Source organism: Streptomyces novaecaesareae, assembly GCF_000716875.1.
In the GTDB taxonomy this organism is placed as follows: domain Bacteria; phylum Actinomycetota; class Actinomycetes; order Streptomycetales; family Streptomycetaceae; genus Kitasatospora; species Kitasatospora novaecaesareae.
This window is the reverse complement of the sequence record NZ_JNWQ01000063.1, coordinates 22,444-41,676: the sequence shown is the minus strand read 5'-3', so window position 1 is coordinate 41,676 and position 19,233 is coordinate 22,444. Positions and strand designations below refer to the sequence as shown.

The following is a 19,233-nucleotide window of genomic DNA, read 5'->3' as shown; positions in this document are numbered from 1 at the left end:
GCGATGCCGAGGCGCTGCTTCATGCCCAGCGAGTAGCCGCCGATCCGCCGCCCGGCGGCCTTGCCGAGCCCGACCTCCGCCAGCACCTCCTCGACCCGCCCGAGCGGGATGCGGTTGCCGCGGGCCAGCGCCGACAGGTGCGCCCGGGCGCTGCGCCCGCCGTGCACGTCGCCCGCGTCCAGCAGCGCGCCGACGTGCCGCAGGCCGCGCGGGCGGCGGGCGAAGGGCACGCCGTCCACGGTGACGCTGCCCCCGGTGGGGGTGTTGAGGCCCAGGATCATCCGCAGCGTGGTGGACTTGCCGGCGCCGTTGGGGCCGAGGAAACCGGTGACGGTGCCCGGTCGGACGGTGAAGGTCAACTGGTCGACGGCCGTGGTGGCGCCGTACCGCTTGGTCAGTCGCTCGATCTCGATCACGGGGACCACGCTGCCGGTCCGGCCCGCAGCCGGGCATCGGGCCGCGGGCCACAACCGCGGGCCGCGGCACCCGCCCCCGGGACTACTCCCGCGGGCCAATGTGCCGCCGAGCCGCCCGCGGCTACCATCGCGTCATGATCACCGAACCCCGTACGCCCCTGCTCAGGCGCCTGCCCGCGGGCGTGTGGGTGGCGGCGTTCTGGACGGCCATCGTGGTGTTCCGCTTCTTCACCCGGGCCGACGAACTGCGGCACCTCCTCGACTACGACGGCAACACCGAGGACATGCCGATGGTGGTCACGGCCGTGGTCACCACCCTGGTGGCGTTCCTGCTGGTCCGGCTGCCGCTGGCGGCCGTCGCCGTGGCGCTGGCGGGCGGCGTCTTCACGCTCGGGATGCGGGAGGTCCCGGCGACGTGTCCGCTGCAGTTCCTGATCGCCGAAGCGGTGGTCGGCTACTGCGCGGCCGCCCGCTCCCGCCTGGTCTCGACGACCGCGGTGGGGATGCCGCTGGCCCTGCTCGCCGGGCTCTACCTCTGGGGCACCGTCAACGGCCAGGTCGTGAACCCGTACGCCTACGGCGGCCTGGCCGCGACCGTCCTGATCGCCTGGCTGGTCGGCAACACCGTCCACCAGAGCCGCGCGCACGTCGAGGCGCTGCGCGGGCGCGCCACCGGGCAGGCCGTGACCGCCGAACGGCTGCGGATCGCCCGCGAGTTGCACGACATGGTCGCCCACAACATCGGCATCATCGCGATCCAGGCCGGCATGGGCAGCCGGGTCATGGACACCCAGCCCGCCGAGACCCGCAACGCGCTGAACGCCATCGAGGCCACCAGCCGGGAGACCCTGGCCGGCCTGCGTCGGATGCTCGGCGCGCTGCGGGCCGGCGAGAACGAGTCGGCTCCGCTCGAAGTCGCCCCCGGGATGGCCGAGTTGGACCGTCTGGTGGACCGCAGCGCGGGCGCCGGCGTACGGGTCGCGGTGACCCGTGGCGGCGAACCGCGCGCCCTGCCCGCCGACGTCGACCTGGCCGCGTTCCGGATCGTGCAGGAGTCGGTGACCAACGTGGTCAAGCACTCCGGCACCCGCGACTGCCACGTCACCGTCGACTACCGGCCGCACGAACTGGCCGTCACCGTCGTCGACCTGGGCGCGGGCCCGCCGACCGCCACCCCGGGCACCGGCTACGGCATCGCCGGCATGCGCGAGCGGGTCGCCCTGCTGCACGGCGAGTTCACCGCCGGCCCGCGCCCCGAAGGCGGCTTCCGCGTCGCCGCCCGACTGCCGATCCCCGTGGAGGTGGGACCGTGATCCGTGTCGTTCTGGTGGACGACCAGCCGCTCATCCGCACCGGCCTGCGCGTGCTCATCGCCGACGCCCCCGACCTGGAGGTGGTCGGCGAGGCCGGCGACGGCGCCGAGGCCGTCGAACTGGTCACCCGGCTGCGCCCCGACGTCGCCGTGATGGACATCCGGATGCCGGGCACGGACGGCATCGAGGCCACCCGCCGGATCACCGCCGACCCGGACCTGCCCACCCACGTCCTCGTCCTCACCACCTTCGACGACGACGACTACGTCTACGGCGCGCTGCGGGCCGGCGCGAGCGGCTTCCTGGTCAAGGACCTCGCCCTGGAGACCATCCTGGACGGCGTGCGGATCGTCGCCGCCGGGGACGCCCTGATCGCCCCCGGCATCACCCGCCGGCTGATCGGCGAGTTCGCCGCCCGCCCGGAGGCCGCCGCCGCCCGGCCCCGGCGGGCCCTCGTCGACAGCGTCACCGAACGCGAACGCGAGGTGCTCACCCTGGTCGGCCGCGGCCTGTCCAACGCCGAGATCGCCGCGGAGCTCACCATCAGCGTCGCCACCGCCAAGGCCCACGTGGCCCGGCTCTTCACCAAGCTCGACGCCCGCGACCGGGTCCATCTGGTCATCCAGGCCTACGAGTTCGGCCTGGTCAGCGCATAGCGAAGCGCCGGGGCGGGCCCCCACGGCCCACCCCGGCGCCTACCCCCTGGTCAGATCGTCAGGGGACGATCGCGTGCGAGATCTGGCAGCCGCTCACCGCGTTCGACCAGGTCCCCTGCATGGCGAAGGAGCCGGTCGCGAAGGCCACGTTCTGCGAGCCACCGGTGCCGCCGACGCCCTTCCAGGCGCACTTGTCGGCGTTCTCGTACCCGGTCGAGTCGGTCCAGCCGCCGGCCGGGTTCTGGTCGGTGACGGTCTCCGAGTACTCGTGGCCGTACACCATGGTCACGCCGTCCAGCAGGCCCGCGCTACCGCTGTTGACGTAGTTCTGGCCGCAGGAGGTGCCCATGTCGGTCACGTACGGGTCGTTGGTGAACGCCAGGTCGCCGTACGGGGAGGAGGCCGCGCCACCGCTCAGCGTGGTGTCGCCGTTCCAGTCGTGCCAGGCGCAGAAGTTGCCGGTCGAGGTGTTGAAGCCGTCCGGGTGGGTGCCGGTGGGGGAGAGCACCACGTACTGCACGTTGCGGTTGGCGGCGGCGGAGGTGTTGCCGAAGTGCCCGGCGCCCTTGATCGCCTCGTTGGCGATCTGGTTGCCGGTGGCGTTGCTCGGCGCGGCGGCCGAGGTGTCCACCCAGACGCCGGCCAGCGCACCGCCGGTCGGGTAGCCGACGTGCGCGGCGGTCGACGGGCAGCTGGTGGCGCCCTTGGCGATGCCCTCGCAGTACTGGGTCATGACGCCGGACCAGGTCTCGTTGTTGGTGCCCAGACCCTTGAACAGCTGCTGCGCGCGGACGGCCTCGCCCGACGGGTCACCGGAAAGGGTGGTGTACCCGTTGGAGTCGGTGCCCTGGGTGCCCCACTGGGAGCCCCAGAAGATCAGGTAGACCTTCGGCGCGCCGGTGGTGACACCGATGCCGTCGACGCCGCCGCCGTACTTCAGGTTCGACGTACGGGTTGCGGCGGCGGAGTTGGCGTTGGCGTGCTCGGCGCTCTCCCTGGTGGGGACGGCGCCGTGCCGGTACGGGTGGGACTGCCCGGCGAACTCGCTGCCCGGCTGGTCGGCCTGGGCGGCCGGCGCGGCGGCGAATCCGGCGGTGGCGAGCGCGAGCGCGCCGAGGCCGGTCAGGGCCCGGGTCCGCATCCGGCGGGAGGTGGGGGACATGCCCATCGTGAGGGTTCCTCTCTCATGCCGACCGCACCGGGGTAGGGCGCGGCGGCACCGTGGGGGGACGAAGGGGAGTGCGACGACGGCAGACCGGAGCAGCGGACCGTCCGTCATGGCCGGTCAGCGGCGTGGGGATGGGGAGCCGGTTTCACCGTCGACGGCCGGAAGCAAAGCAGAGCCGCTGAAATTGGGTCAACGACGCCACGGGTAAGACCAGCCCCAAGGGGGGCTCCAGCGGACGTCATGAACGTCAAAAGCCCGCAGCTGGCACCTGGTTGACGCGCGTAGCGCAGCCGATTATCAACAGTTGCGAGGAGCTTCTACACCGTATTCCCGCTGCTGGCCGCCGCGGTCACGGCCCCGGGACCTCGCCGATCCGCATGATCCGCCCGTGTGAGTCCAGCACCACGTCGTAGGCGTTTCCGTGGCAGCCCCACGGGTCCGCCGGGTCGCGTTCCGCCAGGCAGTCGTTGAGGTGGGTGATCAGCTCTTCCAGCGGGACGGGCTTGGCCCGGTCGCCGCGGGGGCGGTCGACCAGGGTGGCCGTCACTCCGGCTGCCGCGAAGCCGTAGTGGACGGGCGTGCCGGTGGGGGTGTAGCGGGCCGGTTCGCAGGTGTAGCGGGCGGGTTGGGCGGTGACTTCGGCGGGGCCGGCGGAGACGACGACGAGGACCTGGTGGCCGGGGGCTTCCGCGGGGGCCGTGCAGTCGGGGGCGGAGTCGCCGGTGAGACCGGAGCCGGGACCGTAGCCGGGATCGGAGTCGGGGTCGGAGCCGGAGGAGGGATCGGCGGCGGAGGTGGTGACGGTCGGGTCGGCGGCGGGGGAGTAGCCCTCCTCGCCCTCCTCCGTGAGGTAGTCCTCGTCGTCGAGGAAGTCGTCCGCACCCTCGTCGGCGGCCGCGGCGGCGGAGGCGGCGGCCACCGTCGGGCGGGAGTCTGCGGGCGTGCAGCCGGAGAGGACGGCTGCGGTGCCGCCGGCCAGCAGGGCGGCGACGAGGAGGTTGCGGGGCACGGCCATGGCACAAGTCTCCCCGGGCGGCGGCGGAAGTCGGTACTCGGGATACACGACGGGAGCCCGTGGCGCGGTTCCCTCCCTGCCGTCTCGTGAAACTTCCTCCCCGTTACTTCCCGCCCGCAGGCCCCTCCCCCGCCGGACGTGCGGATCCGACGGGGGAGGGAGTCATCGAAGCGGCGTCAGCCGTCAGCCGTCAGCCAGCCGTCAGCCCTCAGGCCGCCACCGGCCGCGGCCCCTCGTACGCCTCGCGCAGCCGCGCCTGCGCCTCCCCGCCCGCCTCCAGGTGGTCGAGCCCGAGCAGGGCCGCGCCCAGGACGGGCGGCGCGACGACGACACGCGGTTCGGCCAGCGGGGCGGCCTTCGCGAGGCGGGCCGTGAGGTTGTCGAGCAGCAGCGGCTGCCGGGAGGCGAGCACGCCGCCGCCCAGGACGACCGGGGCGGGGGAGTCCAGCAGGTCCAGGCGGCCCAGGGCGACCACGGCCAGCCGGACGATCTCGTCGGCCTGGCGGTCGATCAGCTCCAGCGCGACCTCGTCGCCTTCGCCGGCGACCGCGAACAGCACCCGGACGAGCTCGTGCAGCCGCGTGTTCGGCAGGTGTCCGAGGTGGACGGCCTCGGCGACGGCGCCGGCGCTGGGCAGGCCGAAGTGTTCGGCGATGGCCCGGGCGAGGGCGGTGGGCCCGCCGCGGCCGTCCTCGGCGCGTACGGCGTGCCACATGCTGGTGATGGCCAGGCCGGCGCCGCCGCCCCAGTCGCCGGTGAGTTCGCCGAGGGCGGGGAAGCGGGCGGTGCGGCCGTCGGGGAGGAGGCCGACGCAGTTGATCCCGGCGCCGCAGACGACGGCGACGCCGCGCGGGCCGTCGGTGCCGGCTCTGAGCAGGCCGAAGGTGTCGTTGGCGACGGTGTTGCTGGCGCCCCAGGGGTGGGATTCGAGGGCGTCGCGCAGCGCCTGTTCCTCGACCGGCAGGTCGGCGTTGGCGAGGCAGGCGCTGACGTGGCTGGTGAGCACGCCGCTCCAGGTGGGGTGGCCGGCCTCGGCGGCGGCCTGTTCGACCAGCGGGGCGAGGCCGGCGACGGCTGCGGCGCCGCCGATCTTCTGGGGTTCGAAGCCGCCGCCGCGGGCGGTGCCGAGGACGGTGCCGTCGGCGCCGATCAGGGCGACGTCGGTCTTGGAGTTTCCCGCGTCGATGGCGAGTACGCCGGGCAGGAGCGGTTCGGGCTGGTGGGTCATGTGGTCCCCGCGGCTCGTACGTGGCCCGGCCGTCAGTCGCGGCCGGGGGCCCGGCCGGGAAGTCGTCGGCCGGGGGTGGACGGTCTCCTCCGGGTCAGGCCCAGGCGAGGTGCTCGCGGTTGTGGGCGAGCAGCCGGTCCGTGAGCCGGTCGGCGAGTTCGATCTGGCCGACCAGCGGGTGGGCGAGCAGGGCGTCGAAGACCCGGTCGCGGCCGCCGTGCAGGGCGGCGTCGAGGGCGAGGTGCTCGTACGCGGTGACGGCGGCGACGAGCCCGGCGTAGAGCGGTTCCAGCGGGCGCTGCGGCAGCGGGCGCACGCCCGCCGCGTCGACCTCGGCCGGCACCTCGATGACGGCGTCGTCCGGGAGGAAGGGCAGGACGCCGTCGTTGCGGGTGTTCACCACCTGGACGGAGGTGCCGCCGCCGGTCCCGAGCAGTGCGGCGATCAGCTGGACGGCGGCCTCCGAGTAGAAGGCGCCGCCGCGCTTGCCGAGCAGTTCGGGCTTGGTGTCGAGGGTCGGGTCGGCGTACATCTCCAGCAGCTGCCGTTCGATCTCGGCGACCTGCGCGGCCCGCGAGCCCTGTTCCCTGAGCTCGGCGACCACCGCGTCGTGCTGGTAGAAGTACCGCAGGTAGTAGGACGGTACGACGCCGAGCCGTGTGATGACGGCCTGCGGCAGGTGCAGGTCCTCGGCGATGTCCTTGCCGAAGTCCCGCAGCAGTTCGGGGAGCACCTCCCGGCCGCTCGCGGAACCCGGGTCGTCCAGCAGGGTCACCCCGCGCTCCCAGGTCAGGTGGTTCAGCCCGACGTGGTCGAGCCGGACGAGCTCCGGGGCCACCCCGAGGTGCGCGGCGAACTTGCGCTGGAAGCCGATGGCGACGTTGCACAGCCCGACGGCCTTGTGGCCGGCCGTCTGCAGCGCCCGGGTGACGATGCCGACCGGGTTGGTGAAGTCCACGATCCACGCGTCCGGGTTGGTCCGGCGGACCTGCTCGGCGATGTCGAGGACCACCGGGACGGTGCGCAGCGCCTTGGCGAGCCCGCCGGCGCCGGTGGTCTCCTGCCCGACGCAGCCGCACTCCAGCGGCCAGGTCTCGTCCCGGTCGCGGGCCGCCTGCCCGCCGACGCGCAGCTGCAGCAGGACGGCGTCGGCGTCGGCGACACCCGCGGCCAGGTCGGTCGTCACGGTGACCGCGGCGCCGTGCCCCTGCTTGGCGAAGATCCGCCGGGCGAGCCCGCCGACCAGCTCCAGCCGTTCGGCGGCCGGGTCGATCAGCACCAGTTCGCCGATCGGCAGGGTGTCGCGCAGCCGGGCGAAGCCGTCGATCAGTTCCGGGGTGTACGTCGAACCGCCGCCGACGATGGCCAGCTTGAGCGCGGAGGCCGAGGCGGCTCCGGACGTCTTCGGTACGGACATCAGCCCTTGACCCCTGTCAGTGTCACGCCTTCGATGAAGGCCTTCTGAGCGAAGAAGAAGAGGACGATCACCGGTGCCATCACCAGCAGGGTGGCGGCCATGGTGAGGTTCCAGTTGGTGTGGTGGGCGGCCTTGAACGACTCCAGGCCGTAACTGAGCGTCCAGGCCTCGCGGTTGTTGCTGGCGTAGATCTGCGGGCCGAAGTAGTCGTTCCAGCAGTAGAAGAACTGGAACAGCGCGACCGCCGCGATGGCCGGCTTGGCCATCGGCAGGACGACCCGCAGCAGGGTGCGCAGGTCGCCGCAGCCGTCGATCCGGGCGGCCTCGATGTACTCCTTGGGGATGGTCAGCAGGAACTGGCGCAGCAGGAAGATGGAGAACGCGTCGCCGAAGGCCATCGGGATGATGAGCGGCCAGAGCGAGCCGCTCAGGCCCATCTGCTTGGCCCAGAACAGGTACATCGGGATGACGGTGACCTGCGGCGGCAGCATCATCATCGCGATGACGGCCATCAGCGCCAGGTTGCGGCCCCGGAAGCGGAACTTGGCGAGCGCGTAGGCGACGGGCAGGCTGGAGACGACGGTCAGCAGGGTGCCGAGCCCGGCGTAGAGCAGGGTGTTGCGCCACCAGGTGAGGAAGCCGGGGGTGTCCCAGACCTTGCTGTAGTTGCCCCACTGCCAGCTGGTGGGCCAGTAGTCGGTGGTGAGCGCCTGCTGGTCGGACATCACCGAGGTGAGGAAGACGAAGACGAAGGGCAGCAGGAAGAACAGCGCGGCGGCGATGGCCAGCGAGTGCACGGCCACCCAGTTGAGCAGCGCGCGGCGCCGGGCGGCCCGGGCGGCGGGGCCGCCGGGGCAGGCCGGGCGGGTGGAGCCGGTCGGGGCCGGTGCCCCGGTGAGCGTGTTGCTGAGAGTCATGATCAGGTCCTCACTGGCCCGCTAGTCGTCGCTCGCCATGAAGCCGGAGCGCCGGCGGAGCAGAATCGAGGTGACGGCCATCGACATGGCGAACAGCACCAGGGCGACGACGCAGGCCGCGCCGTAGTTGAAGCGCTGGAAGCCGAGGTTGTAGACCATCTGCGGCAGGGTCCAGGTGGAGCCGTTGGGGTAGCCGGGCTCGAACTGCTGGCCGGAGTTGCCCGCGATGCCGCTGGCGACCTTCCCGGCGACGATGGCCTGGGTGTAGTACTGCATGGTCTGGATGACGCCGGTGACCACCGCGAACATGATGATCGGCGAGATGTTCGGCAGCGTGACGTACCGGAACCGCTGGAAGGGGCCGGCGCCGTCCAGTTCGGCCGCCTCGTACTGCTCCTTGGGGACATCCAGCAGCGAGGCCATGAAGATGACCATCAGGTCGCCGACGCCCCACATGGCGAGCAGGGTGAGCGCGGGCTTGGACCAGTCCGGGGAGGCGAACCAGCCGGGCTGCGGCAGGCCGAGCTCGCCGAGCAGGTGGTTGACCGGGCCGGTGCCGGGGTTGAACAGGAAGGCGAAGGCGACGGTCGCGGCCACCGGCGGGGCCAGGTACGGCAGGTAGAAGAGCGTGCGGAAGAAGCCGGCGCCGGTCTTGACCTTGGTGATGAGCATCCCGATGCCGAGGCCGAAGAGGACCCGCAGGCTCACCATGACGACGACCAGCCACAGGGTGTTGCGCAGGCCCTGCCAGAAGGTCGGCAGCTGGTCGAAGACGTAGTGCCAGTTCTTGAGGCCGTTGAAGGTTGGTGAGCCGAAGCCGTTGTACTGGGTGAAGGAGAAGTAGGCGGTGGAGACCAGCGGGTAGACGAAGAAGACGCTGAAGCCGATCAGCCAGGGGGAGAGGAAGGCGAGGGTGCGGGCCGCCTCCCGGCGGCGCTTCCGGCGCAGCAGGTGCTGCGTGGAGGGCGCCGCCGGGCCGGTCGGGCCGGCACCCTCGGAGGTGCCTCCCTTGCGGGTGCCGAACGCGAGTGACATGGGAGCTCCGTGGGCCGTTCGCGGCGCTTACTTGGCCTGGGCGATGTCGGTGTCGACCTGCTTGGCCGTGGCGTTCAGCCCGGCCTGCAGGTCGGTCTGCTTGCCGGACTCGTAGTCGTAGCCCAGGTTCTGCAGGGAGACGATGTAGCCGCTGCCGTTGACGGCCGGCGGGGTGGTGCCGGAGTGCGGGTTCCGGGCGACGTCCAGGAAGGTCCTGAAGTTGTCGTCGGTGACGAGCTTCGGCGAGTCGAGCGCCGCGAAGGTGCTGGGCACGTTGTGGATCGCGTTGGCGAAGCTGACGACCGCGTCGGTGTCGGTGGTCAGGTACTTGACGAACTCCCAGGCGGCGGCCTGCTTCTTGCTGGTGCTGGCGATGCCGACGATGGTGCCGGTCTGGTAGCCGCGGCCGTAGGTGTCGGCCTGGTCGTCCGGGACGGGGAAGGCGGCGGTGGCCCACTCGAAGCCGGGCTTGTTGTCGGCGAGCGAGGCGGCGCGCCACTCGCCGTCGATGGCCATCGCGACCTGGCCGGTGTGGAAGGGGTTCTTGGCGCTGAACTCCTCGCCGAAGGTCGAGCGGAACTTCTCCAGCTTGGCGTAGCCGCCGAGTTGGTCGACCAGGCCCTTCTGCCACGTGAGCATCGCGGCGACCTTCGGGTCGGTGCCGATGTTCGACTTGCCGTCGGTGCCGAAGTAGGTGGGGCCGTACTGGCCGAGGAAGTGCTCGGTGGTGGACTCGTAGCCGTGGTAGAGCGGCATGAAGCCGAGCTGCTTGTACGAGTCGCCGTCGGCGACGGTCAGCTTGGCGGCGTCCTCGGCGAACTCGCTGAAGGTCTTGGGCGGGTTGGCGATGCCGGCGTCGGCGAAGGCCTTCTTGTTGTAGTACAGGCCGTAGGCGTCGCCGAGCAGCGGCAGCGAGCACTGGTTGCCCTGGAACTGCGTGTAGTCGAGCATCGCGGCCGGGAAGGTCTTGGCCGGGTCGATGCCGCTCTTCTGCAGCAGCGGCTTGAGGTCGGTGAAGGCCTTGGTGGAACAGAACATGCCGACGTTGTTGGTGGTGAACGAGGACACCACGTCGGGCGCGTCGTCGCCGCCGGCCCGCAGCGCCTGGTTGACCTTGTCGTCCGGGACGTTGCCCACGGCCTTGACGTGGATGTTGGGGTGGGTCTTCTCGAAGGCGGCGATGTTGTCGTTGATCGCCTTGGTCTCGTTGTCCTGGCTCCAGCCGTGCCAGAAGGTGATGGTGACGTCCTTGCCGCCGGCCGAGTCGTCGGTGCCGCCCGAGTCGCTGGAACCGGTGCAGGCGGTGGCGAGCAGGGCCAGGACGGCGCTGCCGGCGACGGCGACGATCGTGCGGCGTCCTCTGCGGGAGGTGGTGGCGTGCACTTCGAGGTCCTCCTGGGGGTGCGCGGGCAGGCGTCATTGCCTCGGGGCCCGCGTTCGGGGGTCGGGGAGAGGTGGGTGCAGGTGTACGAGGTGACAGGGGAGCGTCAGTGGGCGGGTCAGGGGGTGGGTCAGTGAGCGGTTCAGTGAGCGGTTCAGTGGGCGGGTCAGTGGGTGGGTCAGTGGGTGGAGAAGACCGCCTCGCGGGCGTCGGACAGAGCACGCTGCAGGGCGCCGAGCAGGACCGGCGAGCCGGGCAGGGCGCTGCTGCGGACCTCCGGTCTGGCGATGGAGATCCTGGCCAGTTCCTCCTCGACGAGCGCGCGCAGCCGTTCCCCGCCCGCGCTCGGCACCGCCCCGGACAGGACCACCAGCTGGGGGTCGACGACGGAGACGATCACGGCCAGGCCGACGGCGAGCCGCCCGGCCAGCTCGCTGAGGAAGGCGTCGCCGGCGCCCGGGGTCGCCAGGGCCTTGGCGATCGACTCCTGCGCCGTGGGCGCGCCGAGCCCGTGCTCGCGGGCCAGCGCCCGGACGGCGGGTGCGCCGACGAGGGCCTGGAACCCGCCGAACTTGCGCCGCCGGGAGTCCCATTCGACGGGGGAGTCGGGCACCGGCATGTAGCCGACCTCCCCGGCGCCGCCGGTGAAGCCGCGGTGCAGCCGCCCGGCGATCACGATCGCGGCGCCGACGCCCGCCTCGGCCCAGAGCAGGACGAAGTCCTCGAAGCCGGCCGCCGCGCCGGAGGCCTGCTCGGCGACGGCGGCCAGGTTGACGTCGTTCTCGATCGACACCGGCGCGCCGATCGCCTCGGTCAGCTCCTCGACCAGCCGCGGCGAGTGCCAGCCGGGCAGGTGGGAGGCGTAGCGCAGCTTGCCGGTGACCGGGTCGGGGGCGCCGCCGACGCCGATCGCGACGGTACGCAGGCTGCCCTCGGCGAGACCGGCGGCCCGGACCGCCGCGGCGACCGCCTCGGCGACCCTCGGCACGGTCCCGGCGGCCGGGACGCCCTTGCTGGTCACGGTGTGCTCGGCCAGTGTGACACCGGTGATGTCGGCGACCGCGACCCGGATCCCGCTGTTGGTGACGTCCAGTCCGGCGACGTACCCGGCGGCCGGATTCACCTGGTACAGCTGCGCGTTGGGCCCCGGGCCACCCGCCGTGGTGCCGACCGGCAGCACCAGCCCGGCCGCCTCCAGCCGGGCCAGCAGCTGGGAGGCGGTCGGCTTGGACAACCCGGTCAGGGTGCCGATCTGGGTGCGGGAGAGCGGTCCGTTCTCCAGCAGGAGTTCGAGGGCGGCGCGGTCGTTGATGGCCCGCAGCAGGCTCGGCGTGCCGGCGAGGGGGGCCTTGGCGGTGCTCTTGGTCATGCCCGGAATCCTCCCCCTTCGGCCGGTCCGAGTGAACTGTTAGGAAACTTTCCAGTCGCTCGACAAGGACCGTAAGCGCCGCGTGAGCGGAGTGTCAATGGCCGGTACAGCCGAGGATGCCGAAGCGTTACCGGCCCCGCGCACCAAAAACGCACGCAGCGGCCCCCTCCGACGATGAGGCCGCCGCCCAAGGCCCAGCAAGCCACGCCCTGACACCCGGGCCTGAACCAGGGGAAGCAAGTGATCAACGAAACCGGGCGGGCCAGCTGCTGGCCGACCTGCGCCACCAGACCGATCAGCTGTAGTGCCACGCTGTCCTGACCAGGTGGATCGGCATCGGCCAGATGTGCCTGGGCCACCACGAGGAGGCCCGTACGATCCTCCGGCAGTCGCTCGACCTCGCCGCAGCCATCGGCAACACCCGGGCCGTCGTAGCCACCGGGCTCAACCTCGGCGACGCGCACCGCTACGCCGGTGACGTGCAGGCTGCGGACGTGCTCTACCGCAGCGCGCTGAACACCGCGCGAAGCAGGCACCCGGAACTTGTCGACTTCGCGCTTCAGCACACCGGCAAGCACCTGATGGAGCGCGGCGACCTCGCGGGTGCCCAGGCCCATCTCCAAGAAGCGATGCGGCTGCGGATCGCCAAGGGGGACGCCGGGCTGGTCGAGTCCACGCAGGCCGCGCTCGCCCGGGTGGAGCTGCTGATCGGCCAGGCCGATGCATCGGCGGCGGACCGTCCCGCTCCCTACTGACCAACCCGCACCCCCGCCGCCCTCAGCCGCTGGCGGCGGAGGCGGGGCTTCCATCCCCTTTGCGGGACCGTTTCCGCTACGGGGCCTACGGCTCCGGCTTCGGCAGGGGGATCGGCTCCGTCGCCTTGAACCGCGCCGAGTTCGGGTCGGCGAGCGCGGACGGCGCCGCCTGCTCGGTTGCGGGAGCCGCCGCGGGCGCGATCACCACCCCGGTGGCCGCCCCCGCAGCGGCCGCAGCCGCGGCCGCTGCCGCCGCCGTCGGGGTCTCTTCCTTGACCTTGATCCCGGCCAGGTCGAAGGCCACCTTCAGCCGCTGGCGCAGCGCCCGGGAGACGGCCGGCGCCTTGCCGGGGGCGGTGCGGGCCTCGACCCGCACCATCACCGAGTCCGCCGCGACCGACTCCACGCCCAGGATCGACACCGGCGCCCAGACCAGCTCGTCGTACGGCGACTCCTTGGCCAGCTCCTCGGCGGTCTGCAGGATCAGGTCCTCGGCCCGCAGCAGGTCCTCCTTGTACCCGATCTGGACGTCCACCGAGGCCGTCGCCCAGCCCTGGCTCATGTTGGCGATCCGCTTCACCTCGCCGTTGCGGATGTACCAGATCTCGCCGTTCGTCCCGCGCAGCTTGGTCACCCGCAGGCCGACCTCCAGCACCGTGCCGTTGGCCACCCCGGTGTCGACCTCGTCGCCGACGCCGTACTGGTCCTCCATGATCATGAAGACCCCGGAGAGGAAGTCCGTGACCAGGTTGCGGGCGCCGAAACCGATCGCCACACCGGCCACACCGGCGCTCGCCAGCAGCGGCGCCAGGTTCACCCCCAGCGCGGAGAGCACCATCAGCGCCGCCGTGCCGAGGATGGTGAAGGAGGCCACGCTGCGCAGCACCGAGCCGATCGCCTCCGAGCGCTGCTGACGCCGCTCCGGGTTGACCACCCCGGTGTTGGCCAGCAGCCCGCCCAGCCGGCTCTCCTCCTGGTGGTCCGGGGTGCGCGCCATCCGCCCTATCAGCTGGGTGATCAGCTTGCGCACCATGGCCCGCAGCACCAGCGCCAGCACCACGATGAAGACGATCCGCAGGCCGGAGGCCAGCCACCCCTGCCAGTGCGTGTCGAACCAGCTGGCGGCCTGCTTGGTGGTGTCCGAGACCTCCTGCGCGCTGGTCGGAATGCGCAGGTCCGGCAGCTGCGGCGCGGTGGGGCTGGGGGCCGGTGTCGGGGTGGAGAGCGTCGGGGACGCGTCGGACAGACCGGTGGCGCCGGAGCGGAACACGGGCGGACCTTCCTTGCAGGGAGCGTGTCGGGCCCGCGCCGCCGCAAGCGGCCCACGGACCGTGCGCCTTAGCCTATCCGTCGCCGAACACCCGACCGGACACGCCGGGACGACGCCCGCGACCTCGCGCGAAGCCCCCCCAGGGCGTACGGAATACCCCGGACGCCCCGTCAACGCACCGGTGCGCTCCCCCAGGACCCCAGCCCGGACCCGCCCCACCAGGGCCCCACCAGGGCCCCGGCACTGCTCCGACCGGCCGATCCGTCCCCCGGGAGGGCCACCATGCCGCCCCGCCGCCGCCCCGCCGCCGGGCCCCGGCGGCGGGGCGGTGCAACCCGACCGTCCCCCGGGCATACCGGCTATGACAGAAACCACACCCGGAGTTCACCGCAGGTCCGTTACACAGGAGTGGTGGCGCCGTACAACGGCGTAAGGCGACACTGGGGGAGATCGCGCACTCGTTGCGCGATCCAACCGCTCGTCCCGGCGCGAGCCACGCGCCGCAGGCGTCCAAGGAGGCATCCGTGCCGCATGTCCTGGTCCTCAACGCGTCCTACGAGCCACTCGGCGTCGTATCGATGCGCCGCGCACTCATCCTGGTCCTCAATCACAAGGCGGTCAGCCTGGAGGACTCGGAAGTCACTCTGCACAGCGCCACCAGCGCCCTTCCGGCGCCGTCCGTCGTCCGTCTGACCCGTTTCGTCCGGGTCCCGTTCTGCGGGCCCGTCCCGCTCACCCGCCGGGCACTGTTCGCCCGCGACCACGGCCGTTGCGTCTACTGCGGGGCCGCCGCCACCAGCGTCGACCACGTCATCCCGCGCAGCCGGGGCGGCCAGCACCGGTGGGACAACGTGGTGGCGGCCTGCCGCCGCTGCAACCACACCAAGGCCGACCGCCACCTCACCGAACTCGGGTGGCGCATGAAGCGCCCACCCGCCCCGCCCAGCGGCCTCGCCTGGCGGATCATCGGCACCGGCATCAAGGATCCGCGCTGGCGCCCCTACCTGGAGCCGTACGGCGGTGGTGACCAGCTACGCGCCCCGCAGTGGGGCGAGTACGAGCACCACGACCATACCGAGCCCAACCACTCGGTCCCGATCGGCCGGGCGCACGCCGCCCACCCCACCCCCGTCCGCCGCGGCGAGCAGCCCGAACCGCTCTCCGCCTGACCCAAGCGACACAAGGGCCCGCCCGTCACACCGTCGGTACGCGCCTCATGGGCCGCCGCGCCCCCCGCACCGGGGAGCACGGCGGCCCGCCCTTTTTCTTGGGTTACTGCTTCGGCGTTTCTTGGGTTACGGCTTCGGCGCCGCCGCCGGAGGTGTCGCGGGAGCGCCCGGAGTGCCGCCCGGCTGCGCGGGCGGCTGGCCGGCCGGCGGCTGCGGCTGGGCCGGCGGGGTCACCGCGTACAGCTCGACGCCCCACAGCGAGTAGCCGTACTTGGTCGCCCGCGCCACGCCCTGGATCCGGACGAACCGGACGCCGGGCGCGTCGAAGCGCACCGTCTCGTCTCCGCCCTTGCCGTTGTCCACCGTCGCCGCGTCGGTCCAGGAGTTCCCGTCCGCCGAGACCTGGATCCGGTACGCGGCGGCGTACGCGGCCTGCCAGTGCAGCACCGCCGCGCCCAGCCGGGTCGCCTGCGGCAGTTCCAGCCGCACCCAGGCGTCGTCCTTGGCCGGCGAGGACCAGCGGGTCTTCGGGTCGCCGTCGGTGACCGCCGAGGCCGGGAAGTTCGCCGTCTCGTCGCCCGAGGAGGTGGCCTTCGCACCGAGCGCCAGGTCGGCCCCGCCGGTCGGCTGCACCACGTGCACCTGGAGCACCTGCTTGACGGTGGTCGTCCCGGCCACGAACTGCACCGGCACCTGGTACGTCCCGGACGGCGTCCCGGGGGCGGCGCTGACCAGCAGCGGCACGCCCACCCGGCCGCCGCGCGGCACGGTCACCGGGCCGGCCGGGGTCACGGTCAGGCCCTTGGCGACGGCCGGTACCTCGGTGCGCAGCTCGCCGGTGGTGCCCTCGGGGCGGCCGGCCTCGACGGTGGCCCGGGTCTGGACGGGCGCGGCCGCGCCGGTGACGACGTCCAGAGCCGGGTCGGAGAGGCTGAGCCGGGCCGCCGGGGCGTCCGCGTACCAGGGGATCACCTGGTTGACCACCGGCGGGTCGCCGCCGGGCTTCCAGGTCAGCCGGAACGCGTCGGCCAGCTGCCCGCCGGCCGGCAGCTCGTTGTAGCCGGGCTGCACGGTGCCGATGTCCGCCCAGGTGCCGTCGGCCCGGCGCACCGCGACGGTGGCGGTGGCGCGCACGCTCGGGTCGGTCAGGATGGTGAGCCGGTCCAGCGGGCGGGCGGCGCCGAGTTCGACGGTGAGCGGGTCGTCCTGCGCGGTCGGCGCCTTGGCGGCCCGGTAGGCGGTGTCGGGGTTGCCGTCCAGGACGGCCGCGGCGGAGGAGCCGGGCAGCGCGTCGGGCCCGCCGGTGACGCTCGCCGGGGACTCGTCCGGGGCGGTGACGGTGAACTCGCGCACCGCGACGGCGGTCTTCTGCGCGGAGGTGGCGCGCAGCCGCACCGCCCGTACCACGGTGCCCGGCGGGAGCTGGGCGCTGACCGTCTTCTGGTTCTTCACGACGGCGAGCTGCTTCCAGCCGCCCTCGCCGGTGGTGTACTCCAGCACGCCGTCGCGGATGTAGTCGTCCACGGCGGTCTGGGCGTCCGGGCCGTTGCCCCAGCCGCCCATCAGCACGGTGACGTTGCCGACCGGGCGGCCCGCGCCGAGGTCCAGGCCGACGGCGTCGCCGGGCTGCGGGGGAGCGGAGCTCCAGTAGAAGGTGTCGGCCACGCCGTCGGCCATCAGGGCGGGCAGGTGGTCGTGCGCGGTGCCCATGGTGGTGGTCGGGATGACCCCGCCGCCGCCGACGCCGGCCCAGTTGTCGGCGGCGCGGACGGCGCGCTCCAGGAACGGGCCGAGCACCCCGGGGCCGATGCTGGCAGGCGCCCGGTCGAGCTGGGCGCGCAGCCGGTTGAGTTCGACCCGGGCCTTCCAGGCCGCGGCGCCGTCGCCGCCGTGCTGGGCCAGCAGCATGTCCAGGGCGGCCTGTCCGGCGAGCCCGTAGTCGCGCAGCGGGCCGAGCCAGGGCCCGGCCTCGCCGGCCAGCTGGGCGGTGGCCGGGGTTCCGGCCAGGGTCTGCTGGGCGGTGGCCATCGAGGCGAAGGCCTGCCGCAGCGGGGTGGCGGCCTCGATCAGCCGGCCCAGGTCGGGGGCCACGCCGGAGGTGGGTTCGGCGGCGGCCCAGAAGCGGTCGAGCAGCGGCGTCAGGTAGCCGGACTCCTGCTTGGCCAGCGGCGAGGAGGTGCTGTTGCCGGCCAGCGCGGTGAGGGCGGGCAGTGCGCTCCCGGCGGGGGTGGCGGCGGCGCCGGTCGGCCCGGCGAGCGAGCGCACGGCGGCCTGCCAGGACTCGTCCGGCTTGTACGCGGTGGGGTTCCAGGCGAAGTCGCCGGCCGTGGCGATGGCTATCCGGGAGGCCACCGGCTGCTGCATCGCGCCGGTCAGCATCACCGCCGAGCGGGTGGCCACGCCGGGCTCGCGCCCGGTGTAGGCGCCGAGGAAGAGCCGGTCCGGGCTGGCGTCGTTGACCGGGTAGTTGTCCATGGTGACCAGCGGGTGCCCGTACAGGCCGGCGGTGTCGGAGGTCTGCGCGGCGGTGATCTTCTCCGGGATCACCCCGACCCCGCTCCAGGCCACCTGCACGCCGTCCGGAAGGGCCGCGGCGAGCGCCTTGCGGTACGGGGTGGCGCCCTGCTGGTGGTACTCGGTGGGCACGACGGACAGCGGGGCCAGGCCCGGGTTCTTCGCGACCAGCCGGTCCTGCACCTTCTTGACCAGCTCGGCCTGCGCCTTGGCGGCCGCGGCGGGCCCGGTGCCGTACTCGTCGCGGTCGTCGCCGCAGTGCCACTCGTCGTAGCTGACGTCCAGGAACTGCAGCTGGAAGGCGGTGAAGCCGAGCTTGCGCAGCCCGTCCAGCTTGGCCACCAGCGCGTCCACGTCCTTGCCGGAGCTGAAGCAGAGGGACTGCCCCGGGTCGATCGCGTAGCCGAGCGTGACGTGGTTGCGCCGGGCCCGGTCGCCCAGCTCGCGCAGCTCGTCCGCCTGGGCGGCCGGGTAGGGGCTGCGCCAGCCGGAGAGCCGGTACGGGTCGTCACCGGGGGCGTACAGGTAGAAGTTCTGCTTGGACCGGCCGAGGAAGTCGACCTGGTCCAGCCGCTGCTGGGCGGTCCACGGGGTGCCGTAGAACGCCTCCGCGGTGCCGCGCACCGGCGCGCCGGTCGGCCAGTCCCGCAGGGTGATCCCGGGCAGGCCGAGCCCGGTCGCGCCCGGCGCCTGGCCCTGCCCGGCCGGTACGGCGGCGAGCAGCTGGCGCAGGCTCTGCGCGGCGTAGAAGGTGCCGGTGGCGTCCACGCCCGACAGCACCACGGCGCCGTACGTCCCGCCGCCCTGGGCGGGCAGCTGACCGGCCGACAGCACGTGGCCGCCGACCGGCATGCCCGCCGTCGAGGGCCCGGTGCCGTCCTTGCCGCCGGCCGCGGCGGCCAGCTGCCGCAGCACCCGGTCCACCTCGCCGCCGGCGCCCTCGGCGGGCCCGCCGACGTACACCACCAGTGAGCCGGCGGCCGGCGTCCCGCCGTCCGGCTGCGGCGTCACCTCGGTCGTCCCGGCGACCTTCAGCACCTCGCGGACGGCCAGCACCGCCCCGAGGTCCGCCTTGGGCGCCGCCACCAGCGTCACGGCCGCCGGCACGGTGACGGCCTTGCCCGCCACCGCCTGCTCCTGCGGGCGCGGGAACACCTGAGGATCGGTCACGCTGCCCAGCGGGGTCTGCGGCGCGGTGCTCACCACGTCCGGCCCCGGCGTCGCCGCGTACGCCGACGGCAGCGGCCCGGCCAGCAGCCCGCCGACCACCGCCGCGGCCGCGACCCCGGCCGCGATCTGCATCGCCCGCAGCCCCGGCCGCCCCGCCGCACGCTCCGCCCGCACCGACGCCAACAGCGGCTCCGTGCCCTTGAGGTCGGCGATCAGCCGGTCCGCCGCCCGCGGCGCCAGCTGACGGCACGTCCGCGCCGTCGCCCGCCGCGCGGCCAACGCCGCCGGGTGCTGCAGCACCTCCCGCAACGCCGCACTCTGCTCCAACTGCGACCGCAGCCGCCGCCCGGCCACAACGGACACTCGGGCTTGCACAGGAGCCTCCTCGCCAGGCCAGAACCACATCGCCCGCAACCCCACCAGCTCCCCGACCCGGTGTC

General features: G+C 73.2%; 15 protein-coding genes. 4 read left to right on the top strand and 11 right to left on the bottom strand.

Annotated elements, in window-relative coordinates:
- Positions 1-416, bottom strand: a 416-nt coding sequence (locus tag OP86_RS22850) for an ATP-binding cassette domain-containing protein (RefSeq protein ID WP_033332990.1), incomplete at its 3' end; no start/stop codon positions are given.
- Between the two features lie 134 nt (positions 417-550).
- Between OP86_RS22850 and OP86_RS22845 the strand changes: the two genes are divergently transcribed.
- The gene (locus OP86_RS22845) at positions 551-1,729 is read left to right on the top strand and encodes a sensor histidine kinase (RefSeq protein WP_030256767.1); all 1,179 of its coding nucleotides are present in this window, start codon (positions 551-553) and stop codon (positions 1,727-1,729) included.
- Entirely contained in the window at positions 1,726-2,385 is a 660-nt protein-coding gene (locus OP86_RS22840) for a response regulator (RefSeq protein WP_030060300.1), read from the top strand. The genes OP86_RS22845 and OP86_RS22840 overlap by 4 nt, the downstream gene beginning before the upstream one ends.
- 58 nt (positions 2,386-2,443) lie before the next feature.
- Here the strand turns inward: OP86_RS22840 and OP86_RS22835 are convergent, their stop codons facing one another.
- The 8 genes from OP86_RS22835 to OP86_RS22800 form a co-directional block, all read right to left on the bottom strand.
- A complete protein-coding gene (locus OP86_RS22835) occupies positions 2,444-3,553 on the bottom strand; it encodes a hypothetical protein (RefSeq protein ID WP_199815166.1) in 1,110 nt (369 codons plus the stop codon).
- 349 nt (positions 3,554-3,902) lie between these two features.
- Positions 3,903-4,568: a hypothetical protein gene (locus OP86_RS22830; RefSeq protein ID WP_030256762.1), complete on the bottom strand. Its 666-nt coding sequence runs from the start codon at positions 4,566-4,568 to the stop codon at positions 3,903-3,905.
- A gap of 208 nt (positions 4,569-4,776) precedes the next feature.
- Positions 4,777-5,796 (bottom strand): N-acetylglucosamine kinase, encoded by a 1,020-nt coding sequence (locus OP86_RS22825; protein ID WP_030060303.1) that lies wholly within the window; start codon positions 5,794-5,796, stop codon positions 4,777-4,779.
- Between the two features lie 94 nt (positions 5,797-5,890).
- Complete coding sequence (locus OP86_RS22820; protein ID WP_051830440.1) at positions 5,891-7,213, bottom strand: 6-phospho-beta-glucosidase; 1,323 nt, start codon at positions 7,211-7,213, stop codon at positions 5,891-5,893.
- Positions 7,213-8,130, bottom strand: coding sequence for a carbohydrate ABC transporter permease (locus OP86_RS22815; protein ID WP_030060305.1), 918 nt, complete (start codon positions 8,128-8,130; stop codon positions 7,213-7,215). Before OP86_RS22815 ends, OP86_RS22820 begins: the two co-directional genes overlap by 1 nt.
- 21 nt (positions 8,131-8,151) lie before the next feature.
- A complete protein-coding gene (locus OP86_RS22810; RefSeq protein ID WP_051830439.1) occupies positions 8,152-9,165 on the bottom strand; it encodes a carbohydrate ABC transporter permease in 1,014 nt (337 codons plus the stop codon).
- 27 nt (positions 9,166-9,192) lie between these two features.
- Entirely contained in the window at positions 9,193-10,548 is a 1,356-nt protein-coding gene (locus tag OP86_RS22805) for an ABC transporter substrate-binding protein (RefSeq protein ID WP_030256759.1), read from the bottom strand.
- 176 nt (positions 10,549-10,724) lie between these two features.
- On the bottom strand, positions 10,725-11,915 hold the full coding sequence (locus tag OP86_RS22800) for an ROK family transcriptional regulator (RefSeq protein WP_030060308.1): 1,191 nt from the start codon (positions 11,913-11,915) through the stop codon (positions 10,725-10,727).
- 317 nt (positions 11,916-12,232) lie between these two features.
- Between OP86_RS22800 and OP86_RS22795 the strand changes: the two genes are divergently transcribed.
- The gene (locus tag OP86_RS22795) at positions 12,233-12,670 is read left to right on the top strand and encodes a tetratricopeptide repeat protein (protein WP_324604091.1); all 438 of its coding nucleotides are present in this window, start codon (positions 12,233-12,235) and stop codon (positions 12,668-12,670) included.
- Positions 12,671-12,755: 85 nt separating this feature from the next.
- Here OP86_RS22795 and OP86_RS22790 read toward each other — a convergent pair whose 3' ends face one another.
- Positions 12,756-13,940 (bottom strand): mechanosensitive ion channel family protein, encoded by a 1,185-nt coding sequence (locus tag OP86_RS22790; RefSeq protein WP_030060310.1) that lies wholly within the window; start codon positions 13,938-13,940, stop codon positions 12,756-12,758.
- A gap of 524 nt (positions 13,941-14,464) precedes the next feature.
- On the opposite strand from OP86_RS22790, the gene OP86_RS22785 reads away from it, so the two are divergent.
- Positions 14,465-15,109 (top strand): HNH endonuclease, encoded by a 645-nt coding sequence (locus OP86_RS22785; RefSeq protein ID WP_030060311.1) that lies wholly within the window; start codon positions 14,465-14,467, stop codon positions 15,107-15,109.
- A gap of 126 nt (positions 15,110-15,235) precedes the next feature.
- Here OP86_RS22785 and OP86_RS33800 read toward each other — a convergent pair whose 3' ends face one another.
- On the bottom strand, positions 15,236-19,168 hold the full coding sequence (locus OP86_RS33800) for a glycoside hydrolase family 84 protein (protein ID WP_234434889.1): 3,933 nt from the start codon (positions 19,166-19,168) through the stop codon (positions 15,236-15,238).
- Between the last annotated feature and the right edge of the window lie 65 nt (positions 19,169-19,233).